The organism is Pseudomonas petrae, from assembly GCF_021728295.1.
Taxonomy (GTDB): domain Bacteria; phylum Pseudomonadota; class Gammaproteobacteria; order Pseudomonadales; family Pseudomonadaceae; genus Aquipseudomonas; species Aquipseudomonas petrae.
In genome coordinates this window covers 61,061-74,625 of sequence record NZ_JAKJXE010000012.1, presented here as the reverse complement: position 1 = coordinate 74,625, position 13,565 = coordinate 61,061, and the positions used below count along the sequence as shown (strand labels likewise).

The window sequence follows — 13,565 nt, the reverse complement described above, 5'->3', positions numbered from 1 at the left end:
GCTTACCGGGTGATTTCCATGGTGAGAGCTAGATCGATCAGGCCCAAAAGTCTGGGCGTTGGCTCAACGACAAAGTGAATGGAGTCGTATCGACGGTCATGAGGAACAATTTCTTCGCCTTCTCTGGAGGCGAGACCGATAGATATAAAATAATCTCCGGTGGCGAGTCTGTTTTTGAACTGCAGTCGCGCGCGCACTCGAGCGCCGGCTCCACCCATGTCTCTAGCTTCTTGGCAATCAAGTAGATAAGAGTTAGTGCCGTAGACCGTAACGCCTTCTTTGGTCTTGATCGTGAAACCTAATATGGGATTGATGATTTGCCGGCTAAAACGGAATGCCAGCGTCAGCGTGACGTCGTCGCCTGGCTCAACGCTGCTTGGATAGGCTGTGCCAGCAGCGCTTAGGTGAAAGTCCGTCATAATCGCTGCACCATCGCCCCAGCGGTACTCATGTTGGTTATAGCCAGGTCTGGTGCTATAGACGTCCTGATCATGAGACAGAAAGATATCCTCCGCCGGGATTTCAGTTGCCTCTGCCGACCCCGCTTCAACTTCTTTGTCTACTGATGTAATTTCGCTCTGTTTCTCTCGGCCGAAGAGAATATCGGTATACCGGTTAACGACTGGACGTGAGTTTCCAATCATCTCTACACGACTTTTTTCGAGCAATATGGCGCGGTTGCAGTGCGTCACAACCTGCTCGCTGGAGTGGGTAACGAGCAGAATGCTGGTGCCGTTTTCTTTCAGCTGTCTGAGGCGTTCGAAGCATTTAGCCTGAAACCGTGCGTCGCCAACGGATAACGCCTCGTCCACCACCAGGATTTCAGGGTCAACCTGTGCCTGAACAGCGAACGCCAGCCGAACCGCCATACCGCTTGAGTAAGTTTTAACAGGGTGGTCGAGAAATTCCCCGATATCTGCAAAGCCAGCGATGGCATCAAAGCGCTCATTCACTTCATCGCGCGTCAATCCGAGCACAGCCGCGTTCAGATACACATTTTCACGGCCCGTAAATTCGGGGTTAAAGCCTGAACCCAGCTCCAGAAGTGCAGCGATGCGGCCCCGGGTTTCGATTTCGCCTAAGGTCGGCGTCAGAGTCCCGCAGATGATTTGCAGCAGCGTGGATTTCCCCGAGCCATTGCGGCCAACGATACCTACGGTTTCGCCTTTTCTAACGTCAAAACTAACGTCTCGCAGCGCCCAGAACTCTTTGCCATAAGTAGTGATCTGGTCGCCAGCCCAGCGTTGGAATCTAGGGACGATAGCCTGCTTCAAGCGATCGTGAGGTTTGTCATAGCTGTAAAAGCATTTGGAAACGTTCCGAACGCTGATAACCGATTCATCAGATGACATCAGCGAATCCTTTGCGTGTTTTTTGGAAAAACCAAAAACCGACAGTTGCGATCAGCGTACCGACAGCAATTGCGATGGCTAGGCTGCCCCAGTCTGGCAAGTTACCAAAGAGCAGCACGCTCCGGCTTTCCTCAATGATGTACGTCAGCGGGTTGAGCTTTAGCCATGGCTGGTACGCGGCGGGGAGTGCGGCCACTGGATAAAGCACAGGCGAAAGAAACAGCAGGACGGTTGTCAGGACCGTAATCACATGGCCCACGTCTCTCAAGTAAACGCCTAAGGATGCCAGTAGCCAGCTGATTCCCAGCGTCGCAAGGATCAGGGGTACAAGTATCAGAGGGAACAGTAAGGCGGTCCAAGACAGCGTGCCCACGATCAGGAGTTGAGCGATCAGCAAAACCAACAGGCTAATGCAGCTATGGAACAGCGCGGAGCCGAGAGTGATAACTGGCAGGATCTCTAGCGGAAATACCACCTTCTTGACGTAGTTGCTGTTGCTCATGACGAGAGAAGGCGCGCGATTGGCGCATTCGGCAAAAAGACCGTGAACGATCATCCCCACAAAAAGCAGAATCGCGAAGCCGCCCTTGCCAGTATCAACGCCTACCCATCGCGATTTGAAAATCTCCGAGAACACGAAGGTGTAGACGGCCAGCATCAGGATTGGGTTGAAAAACGACCACGTCAGTCCCATGACGGAGCCACGGTAACGCCCGATAACCTCTCGCTTTGTCATCTGCGAGATCAACGATCTGTTTTTCCAAAGGCTGATCGCGAGGCTGACAGGCCCCGCTGAAGGACTGAGATGAGGGTTCACTATGGGAACACCTCAGCTTCAGGCAAATTCACGGCGACGGCGTCTTTTGCCGATAAGGTTGGTTGACCGAGGTACGGCCATTGAATCGCCACGGTAGGGTCGTCCCAGGCAAGGCTGCGTTCGTACTCGGGCGCCCAATAGTCAGTGGTTTTGTAAAGGAACTCTGCGCTTTCCGAAAGCACAACGAAACCGTGGGCGAAGCCCTCAGGTATCCAGAGTTGAGAGCGGTTGGCCGCACTCAGATGCACGCCTACCCATTTACCGAATGTGGGGGAGCTGCGGCGTAGGTCCACAGCGACGTCAAACACCTCCCCCTGAGTGACTCGAACGAGCTTGCCCTGAGCTTGCTGAATTTGATAATGCAGGCCACGCAGCACCCCCTTGACCGAGCGGGAATGGTTGTCCTGTACGAAACTTACCGGACGGCGGACCGCCTCCTCGAAAACCCTCTGGTTGAAGCTTTCGTAAAAGAAGCCGCGCTCATCACCGAAGACGTTGGGTTCGAAAAGGACAACGTCCGGAATGGCGAGGGGGGTGGCTCTCATTGCTTTTGTATCTCCAATGTACGACCAGGGCCGGGGTTATCGGCTCCGCTGGTGAAAATAAAAAACTGTCTCGAAATGCGCCCCGCGCGCCAAGCGGCACGGGCCGTTGAAGATCCCGTTCGATACGCCGTCGCGCAATGAGGGCGGAGCTGTTTGGCACACGCGGTGAGTGAGCATAAGAAGTCGCGGCCGTGCCGGATCGCGTCTAGTCCTAGAGCCTGCGATGCAATCCAACAAAGCGGTTATTGCAGGTGTTCTGCAGAACGGGCTTCGGAGTGCGCTGGCCAAGTGATCACGGTTTGCCAAATGATTTTTTTCTATCCTGTGCTGGTTTTGTGCATGGCCGTCAGACCGCGAAGCGCACCACTTGTTCTGTACATCGGGCTGTTTGGGTAAGTCGCAGCGTGTGATGACGCGGCTTGCAGGCGGCAGATTATCACATCACGACTCTGGGCCGACCGCTGCCCGCCCGGGCGATTCTTGGCCTATTGGTGCCAGCAAAACGCTGGCGAAGGTAAGGTTTTAACGTTCCGCCTGCAAGAGTATTTCAGCTGCCAGTAGCAATTCGGAAATTTCCGACACTTGTCACACCTTTCCCATGCATGCAGCAAGGTACAAGCTCAAGCTGCCTGCAAGGGTTTGCCGGTAGACCCCTGATTTCCTTATCTCGTACAGCCGGGTCGGCAAGCGCAAGCTGCGTCCTCGCTCGAAGTGCATCAAAGTCGCCCGCGACTCAAGCGTCAGCGGCGCATTGATGATTTCCAGGACATAAAGGTTAGCGTCAGTCCACGCCTGCCGTTGCCCTGACCACAGACCGCCCAATCTCCGGACCCGCTCCCGCCAGGTCGACTGTGAGCCGATCAGGTTATTACCGTGCTGGCGGTAGTCCAGACTGGGCTGAGCGTCGTATTGGACTTCGCCGCCACACCCGCTTACTACGAGATACGTGAGCCAGTCATGCGCGACTACGCAGGTACTCGGCGGCACTTGCGCCATAAGCTGGCGAGCAGAGTCATTGATGAGCATCGTGTTGGCCCCGGCCAGGCTTTGGACTAGGGCATTACGGAAGGAAGGGGGCTTGTCGAACAGAGGCGAATGTCCAATGACACCGCCTATGTCATTGATCAGGCGGGTCCTGGAGCAGTAAAGGTTTGGTGTGTCTGGGGCCATATCTCGAAGAACGGATAGGGCTCTGCCGAGTTTGTCGCTGAACCAAATGTCGTCTTGGTCACTGAAGGCGAAGTAGTCCGCATCTATCTCATTCCGACGAATCAGAGAGAGAAAATTTTGGGCGAAACCGGTACGAGGGCCATCGAGACGAATGAGGCGCCTGGTGCCCCAGCGGTGTTGATATTCATGGATGATTTGCAGCGTTGTGTCTGTCGACCCGTCATCAGAAATGTAAAGAACCCAGTCTGTGAAGCTCTGTGCTTCGAAGGAGTCGAGTTGCTCCCTCAAAAAGCGGGCGCCGTTGAATGTACACATAAGGATGGCAATAGTCGGTCGAGCCTTTCCGCCACAATGCGTAGAAGCGCTCGGACCTTGATCTTCAATCTGGTTCAACACCGGTGACTGGGCCTCGTCGGTTTTTAAGAATATTGATGAGGCATTTGCCAGGACAGGGCGGTATCTTACCTGTACCTCGGATTATCGTCAGCACGGACATTTCGGCCGTTGCAACCGATGTCGAGATAGCATGCACTGAGGTAATGTGGGATTTTTTGCCGAGGACATTGGGGTGAAGCTTCATAAGTATTTTCGCAGTCCCATCGTCTTGGTGGGTATCCCGGCATTGATCCTCGGCTCGATTTTCGATCAGCCGGTACTCATCGGGCTTGCTATGTCCCTGATTGCCTGTCTGCTTATCAGGACTTGATCCTCTAAAATAGCGCCCCCGGGGCGAGCTTGCCGAACCTCCCCGCCATTGCCCTCCCTCCGATCTTCCACTATTACCTTTTATCATCATGCCTGATGGCTAGAAATTGGCAGCGGCTTTGGCCTGCATCCTTACCACCCTCAAGTATCAACGGCGCGAGCAGCCCAGCGCTGTGTAAGCGAGCAACGGTAGTGGCATGACGTCCCCAATCGCTGCACTATCGAACCGGCATCAGCAGTACTTGATCAGGTCAGATCTCGGGGTCAGCAGCTCGTCGGATGGAGCGCTGGGCAACGAATAAGACTGGAAGTCCAGTGTCGAGATAGCAGGAAAAGAATCTGAACGCGGAACGCTACGTCGGTTGACGGCTCTTATGCTGCCGGCCTCTGCCGTTGCCGCACTTTCCTCGGCTTCGCAGCCCTCTATCCTCAATCATGGATTCTATGAATCGCTCACACGAAAACAACCTGCAAGCGGCGCTCAAGGCTTGTCGCGGGAGTTTCCTCTCGGTCGGGTTCTTCAGTCTTTTCGTCAACACGCTGATGCTGGTTCCGACCTTCTACATGATTCAGGTCTCGGGGCGGGTGGTGCCCAGCAGCAGCACGTCGACGCTGATCATGCTCACCCTCATTCTCACCATCCTGATGCTGACGCTGGGGTCGCTGGAGTGGGTGCGGTCGCGCATCATGGTGCGCATCAGCAATCGGCTGGATGTGTTGCTGAGTCGCGACGTCTACCGCGCCAGTTTCCGGAAAGCGCTGAACAGCGGCGGTATGGACGCGTCGGCGCAGTCCCTGAATGACCTGACCTCGCTGCGGCAATTTCTCACCGGCAACGGGCTGTTTGCATTCTTCGATGCGCCGTGGCTTCCGGTGTACACCGCCGTGATGTTTCTGTTCCACCCCTGGTTTGGCTGGATGACGGTTGTCTCGGCAGTGGTACTGGTGGCGCTGGCGTACGTCAATCATCGCTACACCGGCGGCGCGCTGGCAGAGGCCAACAAGCAAAGCCTCACCGCCAATCTGCACACCACCAAAAGCCTGCGCAACGCTGAAGTCATTGAGTCGATGGGCATGCTCGACACCCTGATGGGCCGCTGGGCGGTTCGGCAGCGGCGCGTGCTGGTGTTGCAGTCCGGGGCCAGTGACAAGAGCGGCGTGATCACCTCCATTTCGAAGACGTTCCGAGCCTGGGCGCAGTCCATGATGCTGGCGGCGGGGGCATACCTGGTGATCACCCACGAGATCAATCCCGGTTTGATGATGGCGGGTTCTATCCTGCTGGGCCGGGCACTCGCGCCTATCGATCAGATGATTGGCAGCTGGAAAGGCTTCGTCGCTGCGCGCGTGCAGTACCAGCGCTTGAATGAAACGCTGGACAAGCTCAACGCCGAGCCCGACCGCATGTCATTGCCCGACCCGGAAGGGCACGTGCAGGTTGAAAGCCTGTTCGTGGCGCCGCCGGGTGCCAAAGCGGCGGTGATCAAGAACATCAGTTTCGTCACGCCCGCCGGCAGCATCGTCGGCATCGTCGGGCCCAGTGCGGCAGGTAAATCGACGCTGGCGCGTGCGTTGCTCGGTATCTGGCCGCCACAACATGGAGTGGTGAGGCTCGACGGCGCCGACATCAGCGCGTGGGACAAGCAAAAGCTGGGTCCGCACCTGGGCTACCTCCCTCAGGACATCGAGCTGTTTGAAGGCAGCATCAGCGATAACATCGCTCGCTTCACCAAGGTCGATCCCGAGAAAACCGTGTTGGCGGCCCGTATTGCCGGCGTCCATGAAATGATCCTGCAATTGCCGGACGGCTACGACACGGTTATCGGCAGCGAAGGTGTCAACCTGTCGGGCGGGCAGCGCCAGCGTATTGGTCTGGCGCGTGCGGTGTATGGCAGTCCTCGGTTGATCGTGCTGGATGAGCCCAACTCCAACCTCGATGAGGTCGGTGAGCGTGCATTGGGCGTGGCACTGCAAAAAATGAAAGAGACCGGCGCGACGGTGTTCATCATTTCGCACCGTCCCAACGTCCTTTCCCGACTGGACCGGATCATGGTCCTGAACAGTGGTGCCATGACAATGTATGGCCCCCGCGATCAAGTGATCGCCGAACTGGCTCAGCAACAGGCCAAAGCTCAAGCCCAGGCGCAGGGCCAGACCCCGCCTCGGGTCGCTCCAGCATCGACCGGCGCTATTCAGCCCAGCGCCTGAAAGGAATTCTTGAATGACCAGTAACGCGATAACCGTGCTCGACGAGCATTCTGAAGACATGCCGACGTCCGACCGTGGCATCCGCCGGGTCGGGATGACGATTGTCCTGGTGACCTTTGGCTTGTTCGGCACGTGGGCCGCTTTTGCCCCGCTGGGCAACGCAGTTTACGGTTCCGGTGTTGTCACTGTGCAGAGCTACCGCAAAACCGTCCAGCACCTGGAGGGCGGCATCGTAAAAGAACTGCTCGCCCGTGACGGTGACACGGTGCACAAGGGCGATCCGTTGATCATCCTCGACGATGGCCAGCTCAGCTCGGAATATGAGTCCACCCGCAATCAGCTCATCACCGCCCGCGCCAAGGAGGCGCGTCTTCGTGCCGAACGTGACGATCAACCGGCAATACCGGCGTTGAAGATCGACGGCGTCGAAAGTGATCGTGCCCGTGAGGCCATCGACGGTGAGGCCCAGGTGTTTCGGTCCCGGCATGACGCGCGCCTGGGCGAGATCTCCGTGCAGAAAGAGCGCATTGGCCAGTTGAAGCAGCAGATCATTGGCCTCAACGAGATGATCGCCACCAAGGTCAGTCTCGAAAAATCCTACACCGGTGAGATCACCGAGCTGAAGGACCTGCTGCGTCAGGGCTTCGTTGACAAGCAGCGCCTGCTCGAACAGGAACGCAAGCTGGACATGCTCAAGTCAGAGGTCGCCGACCACCAGTCGACGATCACCAAAACGCGGCTGCAGATCAATGAAACCGAGATGCAGATTGTCCAGACCAACCAGAAATTCAGCTCCGATGTGGCCAAGGATCTGAGCGACGTGCAGGCGCAGGTTTTCGACCTGCAAGAGAAAGCCAGCGCGCTCAAGGACAGGCTGTCGCGCATCGTCATCCGCGCCCCTGAAGACGGCATGGTGCTGGACATGAAAGTGCACACCATCGGCGGGGTAGTTAGCGCGGGCACGCCGCTGCTGGACATCGTGCCGGAGTCTTCAGACCTGGTAGTGGAAGCGCATGTCTCGACTAACGACATCGACCGCATCACCTTGGGCAAGATGACCGACATCCGCTTTAGCGCGTTCAACGCTGCCACCACGCCGGTGATTCAGGGGCAGGTCACGCGAATTTCTGCTGACCGTCTTACCGACGAGAAAACCGGCGAGGGCTATTACCTGGTGCGCGTGAAAGTCACCGATGAAGGCATGCAGAGGTTGGGCAACCGCAAACTGCAACCGGGCATGCCGGCGGAGGTGCTGATCAACGCGGGCGAACGCACCATGCTGCAGTACCTGCTCAAGCCTGCGCGCAACATGTTCGCCAAATCGATGATCGAGGAATGAACGTGGTTCGTATCCTTCCCGGTCTGCTTTTTGGTTTGTTTGCGCTAAACGCCAATGCGGCGCAGCCCGCCGCCCCGCAACAGGTCAGCGCTTCGACCTATTCGCTGGACCTGATGACGCTGTACAAAGAGTCGCGGCTTGAAGACCCGCGCATTCTTTCGGCCTACGCCCACGCCCGGTCTGCCAAGCAGCAGGAGCGCGAAGCGTTTGGCGGGTTGCTGCCCCAGGTGTCGGCGAGCAGTAACATCAACCGGATTCTGCGCAAGGACGATCAATCGCGGGATATCTATGACAACAAAAGCTATTCGCTGAACCTGAGTCAGTTCATCTACAACAAGGAGGCGTGGGAGCGATATCAGAAGGCCAAGAGCGTCACGCTGCAGAAGAGCTCGCAGTCCGAGGACTCTCAGGCGGAAGCGACCGTTGATCTGGCCAAGCGGTATTTTGCTGCGCTAGCCGCCGACGATGCGCTAGAGCTGGTCTCGGCCGAGCGTCGCGCCACTCAGGGCAGCCTCGATCGCGTCAACGCCTTGTACGCCAGGCAGATGGCCAAGATCACCGACATGCTGGATCTCAAAGCTCGGGTCGACCTGTTGATCGCTCAGGAAATTGAAGCGCGCAATCAGGTGCGCTTGTCACGGGAAGGGTTGTCGGAGATCGTCGGCCGGCCAATCAATGATCGCTTGAGCCGGATCCGTAATGACATCGCACTGGAAGCACCTACGCTGCCGCTGGACGCCTGGATCGCCCAGGCGCTTGACAGCAATCCCCGACTCAAAGCCTATGAAAGCAACCTCGCCGCGGCCGATGCGGCGGTGCGTGAAGGGAAGGGCGGGCATTATCCCTCGTTGAGTTTTAACCTCGGCGCCTCGCAGAGTGACGTCGGTTACGACAACACGCTGACCCCACGCAGTGACAGCTACGTCGCCACCATTGGCCTGAAAGTACCGATCTACAGCGGCGGCTCGACGTCGGCGCGGGTGAGCGGTCTGTATGACGAGCAATACGCAGCCGAGCAGGATCTTGAAGGCGTTCGCCGGCAAGTGGTGAAGGAAACTACCAACGCGTATCTCACCGCTCAGTCTGCCGTGGACAAGATCCGCGCGGGGCAGAATGCGTTGTCTTCGGCCAAGCAGTCGAGCATCGCTGCGCAGAAGGCGTTCACCTATGGCGTGGTTAACGCCGTCGATGTGCTGACCGCCGTGCAGAATGAATTCAAGGCACGGGGCGACCTGCTGAAATCGCAGTACGACTTCATCACCAACCTGTTCATCCTGAATCGCTGGGCGGGCAAGCTGTCGCAAGAAAGTGTTGCCAGCGTCAACGTGTGGCTCGGCGGTGATGACTCGGAAGCGCTGAAAGACTTGAACAATTCAGCCCCCAAGTCCAAGTAACGAGCAGTCACTCATGCTTGCCGGTGTACCGACAAAACTTTGCGGTACACCGCCAGCGTCTGCCGCGCGCATTCCTGCCAAGTGAATCGAGGGCGCGTTTGAGGCCCAGCTTGACGCGCTGGGTGAGTCATGAAATCAAGGGGCGCGAGCCTATCATGAGTCTCGTTTTCGGGCATTTGCTTCTGCGCATGATCTCACCGCGCCATTGCGTTTCCTCCCCCAACCCATCACCATCGCTTTCCGTTATCCATTGCCTGATGGACTAGACAAATTGGCAGCACGTTCGGCTCAAAAGCGCCCTGGATTATGGATGCTTCTGGCGCTTGCACTGACGTGCACGGCGTGTGTCGGCTATCTGCAGGCGGATTGGGATTTTTCCCTGATCAGCCGTCGCGCCGAAGCGCTGTACGGGCCGCTGGGCGCCGGAAAGCAGCGCATCGATGCCTGGCAGAATTTGCTGGCGACCGAGAAGCAAGTCAGCGAAATGGACAAGCTCAACGTCGTGAACCTGTTCTTCAACAAGCAGATGCGCTACGCCGAGGACATCGACCTCTGGCATGAGGTCGATTACTGGGCCACGCCGGTCGAGTCGTTGATAAAAGGCGCTGGGGATTGTGAGGATTACGCGATCGCCAAGTATTTCAGCCTGCGCCGCCTGGGTGTGCCCAGCGAGAAGCTGCTGATCACGTACGTCAAGGCGTTGCGCCTGAACCGCGCGCACATGGTGCTGACTTATTACTCGAGTCCGAACGCGATGCCGCTGGTGCTCGACAGTCTGATCAACGACATCAAACCCGCCAGCGAGCGAACGGACCTGTTGCCGGTGTATTCCTTTAACGCTGAAGGACTGTGGCTGCCGGGCGCGCAAGGCAACAAGAAAGTGAGCGACACCAAACGTCTGTCCCGGTGGCAGGACGTGCTGAAAAAAATGACCGCAGAAGGCTTCCCCACCGAGCCCGAGAATTAGGAGTACTGATGTCTCTGTTCAAACAGCTGTTGATCGCGATCTGTCTGTTTCTGGTGGTTGCCTTTGCGGGAAGTTTTGTCGTCAGCCTGGAAAGCTCGCGGGCGCAGTACGTCAATCAACTGCGCTCCCACGCCCAGGACGCCGCGACGTCGCTGGCGCTGTCGCTGACGTCCAACATCGACGACCCGGCGATGGTCGAGCTGATGGTGGCGTCGATCTTCGACAGCGGTTACTACGCCAGCATCCGGGTGGTGGATCTCGCGAGTGGCGACGCCATCGTCGAGCGCAGTGCGACGCCGGACAATCAGGGCGTGCCGCAGTGGTTCATCAACGCCATCGGGCTTGAACCCGCGGGCGGCGAGGCGATTGTCAGCCGTGGCTGGCAGCAGACGGCGCGGGTCGAGGTGGTCAGCCACCCGATGTTCGCGCTGGCGAAGTTGTGGCAGAGCGCGCTGGGCAGCCTCGGCTGGTTGCTGGTGTGCGGCGTGGTCAGTGCGATTCTGGGCGCGATGTTGCTGCGACGGCAGCTCAAACCGCTGGATTACATGGTGGCGCAGTCGCAGGCGATTGGTCGTCGCGAGTTCCTTGTTCTGCCCGAGCTGCCGCGCACGCCGGAGCTGCGCCGGGTGGTGCAGGCGATGAACCAGATGGTCGAGAAGCTCAAGGCGCTGTTTCAGGAAAGCACCGAGCGCAGTGAGAAGCTGCGCGTCGAGTCGTATCAGGACAGCCTGACCGGGCTGTCCAACCGCCGTTATTTCGATATGCAGCTCAACGCGCACGTCAGCCACCTGGAAGACGGACGCGCGGGGTATTTGATGCTGTTGCGCGTAAAAGACCTGGCCGGCTTGAACCAGCGTCTGGGAGGCAAGCGCACCGACGCCTTGCTGGTGGCAGTGGCTGAGCAGTTGGTGCGTCACTGCGAAAAATATCCCGAAACCCGCAACCTCATCAGCCGCAGCCGTGGCGGCGAGTTCGCCGTGCTGGCGCCGGGCATGGTTCACGATGAGGCCGTGCAGCTGGGGCAGAATCTTGAGGCGGCGCTGCAGAGTCTGGAAGCCACCGGCGCCTCCGACGTCTCGCCCGTCGCGCACATGGGGCTCGCGCCGTACAGTCCGGGCGATGCCTCGATGACCTTGCTGGGGCTGGCCGATCAGGCGTTGTCCCAGGCCGAAAGCGGCGGCGAGCAATCGTGGTATTGCATTGAGCGTGGCGCGATTGGTGATCTGGGTGAAGATCAGCATGCGTGGCACAGCGCGTTGGATCATGCCCTTGAGCACGGGCGGTTTCAGCTGTTCTTTCAGCCGGTGATTGAGTCTCGCGATGCGTCGAAGGTGCTGCATTACAAGGTGCTGTCACGGCTGGTCGACGCTGACGGCGAGACGATTCCGGCCGGGCGCTTTCTGCCGTGGCTGGAGCGGTTCGGTTGGTCGAGCCGGCTGGATCTGCTGATGTTGCGGCAGGTGCTGACACATCTGGGCACCCACAATGAGCGCTTGGCGTTGAACCTGTCGGCGGCCACGCTCAATGACGCTGCGGCGCTGAACGAAGTGTTCAATGCCCTGCGCCTGCACCCGAAACTCGGCGCGCGCCTGACCTTCGAGATCGGCGAGGAGCAGGTGCCGGAGCAAGCGGTGCTGGAGAAGTTGACCCGCCGCCTGCAAGCAGCCGGCTATTCCCTGGCGCTGCAGCGGTTTGGTGGGCGCTTCAGCATGATCGGCAACCTGGCGCATCTGGGGCTGGCGTATCTGAAGATCGATGGCAGCTACATCCGCACCATTGACCAGGAGAGCCACAAACGGTTGTTCATCGAAGCGGTCCAGCGCGCGGCGCACAGCATCGACCTGCCGCTGATCGCCGAGCGCGTTGAGACTGAAGGCGAGCGTCAGGTGATCGTGGAAATGGGGATAGAAGGGCTGCAAGGTCGGCTGTTCGGGGATCCTGCGCCCTGGAAGTGATTGACCGAGGAATGCGCCTGCCGGTGAGCCGCAATGATGCTGGCTGAAGCACTCCTGATGTTTTCGCATAATCAAACAATGGAAGCACTTTTATGAAGCGATGGACTGCAGCATTAATGATGGCAACCCTCACAGGATGCGGCACCATCAAGACCCTCAACGACGAAAAAGGGGCCGGGGATACACTGGCGCGCCACAGCTCCAATTGCCAGTCCATACCCCGTGCCTACAGCGGGGCTGTCTATCAGTTCTGCACCTTGAACGCCCCGCCGGTTTCCGGGCCGCACTGGTCTGCGGCCACCATTGCACTGGACATGGCCCTTTCCGCGGTCGCCGATACCGTGCTGCTGCCCTACACCGGGTATCAGCAATACCAGCAGGGCGATATCAAGGTTCGACGTAAGCAGTACTGATCGGTCTGCGTCTACAGGCAGATGCGCGCCTGCCCGCTAATGCGGTGTGCCAGACGACATTGATGTCACAGCCCCGCCGCTTTCGCGACCGTCGTAACCTCCGATTGCTCCTACAGGGGTATTTGCATTCGACGCGGATTTTGGATGCGGGCGTGAAATGGTGGGAGCGAGCTTGCTCGCGAAAAGGTCGGCACATCCGCTACATCTTCAGCGGCTGAAATGCTGTCTTCGTGAGCAAGCTCACCACACGTGCACTGTGAGCTGTGTGGCAGCATGCCGTCACAACCACGGGATCGAGTTTGCGGCTCGAAAGCACGTCTTTGCAGGAAGGCGTGTACGAAAAACGGGCTTCAGATCAGCCGTTGTTCATCATCATTGATCAAGTCACTCAGGCCGCCCAGTGTTTCTCGGGCCTGGGTACGATCCATCAATTTCGCCTGTGCGGCGGAGGGGAGGTCGGTGATGTTGAGGATGCCTTTGCTGGTCAGGACCTGAATCAAGTCGTCCAGTACCCGGATCATGTCCATGTCGCTGGACTTGAGCTGGATCAGGCTTTTCTCGACCACTTCGTTGGCAAACCAGGCTTGCACCTGATGGTCATCGGGCGGCAGTTGCTCGCTCGCTTCGGCGAACGCCGTTGCTTCCACGCGAACTAGCGTTCCATCGGCATCGCGCTGAACGTAAAACATGACTCATTCCT

Annotated in this window: 11 protein-coding genes; 6 read left to right on the top strand and 5 right to left on the bottom strand. The window is 58.2% G+C overall.

Annotated elements, in window-relative coordinates; genetic code table 11:
• Nucleotides 1-2 precede the first annotated feature (2 nt).
• From L4G42_RS20110 to L4G42_RS20095, 4 genes are all read right to left on the bottom strand, one after another.
• Complete coding sequence (locus tag L4G42_RS20110) at nt 3-1,352, bottom strand: ABC transporter ATP-binding protein (RefSeq protein WP_237254685.1); 1,350 nt, start codon at nt 1,350-1,352, stop codon at nt 3-5.
• Nucleotides 1,342-2,169, bottom strand: coding sequence for an ABC transporter permease (locus L4G42_RS20105; RefSeq protein WP_237254686.1), 828 nt, complete (start codon nt 2,167-2,169; stop codon nt 1,342-1,344). The genes L4G42_RS20110 and L4G42_RS20105 overlap by 11 nt, the downstream gene beginning before the upstream one ends.
• On the bottom strand, nt 2,169-2,714 hold the full coding sequence (rfbC, locus tag L4G42_RS20100; protein WP_237254687.1) for a dTDP-4-dehydrorhamnose 3,5-epimerase: 546 nt from the start codon (nt 2,712-2,714) through the stop codon (nt 2,169-2,171). Before rfbC ends, L4G42_RS20105 begins: the two co-directional genes overlap by 1 nt.
• A 585-nt stretch (nt 2,715-3,299) precedes the next feature.
• Nucleotides 3,300-4,280, bottom strand: coding sequence for a glycosyltransferase family 2 protein (locus tag L4G42_RS20095; protein WP_336885889.1), 981 nt, complete (start codon nt 4,278-4,280; stop codon nt 3,300-3,302).
• 753 nt (nt 4,281-5,033) lie between these two features.
• On the opposite strand from L4G42_RS20095, the gene L4G42_RS20090 reads away from it, so the two are divergent.
• The 6 genes from L4G42_RS20090 (at nt 5,034) to L4G42_RS20065 (ending at nt 12,865) form a co-directional block, all read left to right on the top strand.
• Nucleotides 5,034-6,797, top strand: coding sequence for a type I secretion system permease/ATPase (locus tag L4G42_RS20090; protein WP_237254688.1), 1,764 nt, complete (start codon nt 5,034-5,036; stop codon nt 6,795-6,797).
• Between the two features lie 13 nt (nt 6,798-6,810).
• Nucleotides 6,811-8,136, top strand: coding sequence for an HlyD family type I secretion periplasmic adaptor subunit (locus tag L4G42_RS20085; RefSeq protein ID WP_237254689.1), 1,326 nt, complete (start codon nt 6,811-6,813; stop codon nt 8,134-8,136).
• Nucleotides 8,133-9,530, top strand: a complete 1,398-nt coding sequence (locus L4G42_RS20080) for a TolC family outer membrane protein (protein WP_237254690.1) — start codon at nt 8,133-8,135, stop codon at nt 9,528-9,530. The genes L4G42_RS20085 and L4G42_RS20080 overlap by 4 nt, the downstream gene beginning before the upstream one ends.
• A gap of 271 nt (nt 9,531-9,801) precedes the next feature.
• The gene (gene lapG / locus L4G42_RS20075; RefSeq protein WP_419789391.1) at nt 9,802-10,497 is read left to right on the top strand and encodes a cysteine protease LapG; all 696 of its coding nucleotides are present in this window, start codon (nt 9,802-9,804) and stop codon (nt 10,495-10,497) included.
• Between the two features lie 8 nt (nt 10,498-10,505).
• Nucleotides 10,506-12,452 (top strand): cyclic di-GMP receptor LapD, encoded by a 1,947-nt coding sequence (gene lapD / locus L4G42_RS20070; RefSeq protein ID WP_237259867.1) that lies wholly within the window; start codon nt 10,506-10,508, stop codon nt 12,450-12,452.
• A gap of 92 nt (nt 12,453-12,544) precedes the next feature.
• A complete protein-coding gene (locus tag L4G42_RS20065; RefSeq protein WP_237255128.1) occupies nt 12,545-12,865 on the top strand; it encodes a YceK/YidQ family lipoprotein in 321 nt (106 codons plus the stop codon).
• Between the two features lie 350 nt (nt 12,866-13,215).
• On the opposite strand, the gene L4G42_RS20060 is transcribed toward L4G42_RS20065, so the two are convergent.
• Nucleotides 13,216-13,554, bottom strand: a complete 339-nt coding sequence (locus tag L4G42_RS20060) for a tryptophan synthase subunit beta (RefSeq protein ID WP_237259869.1) — start codon at nt 13,552-13,554, stop codon at nt 13,216-13,218.
• Between the last annotated feature and the right edge of the window lie 11 nt (nt 13,555-13,565).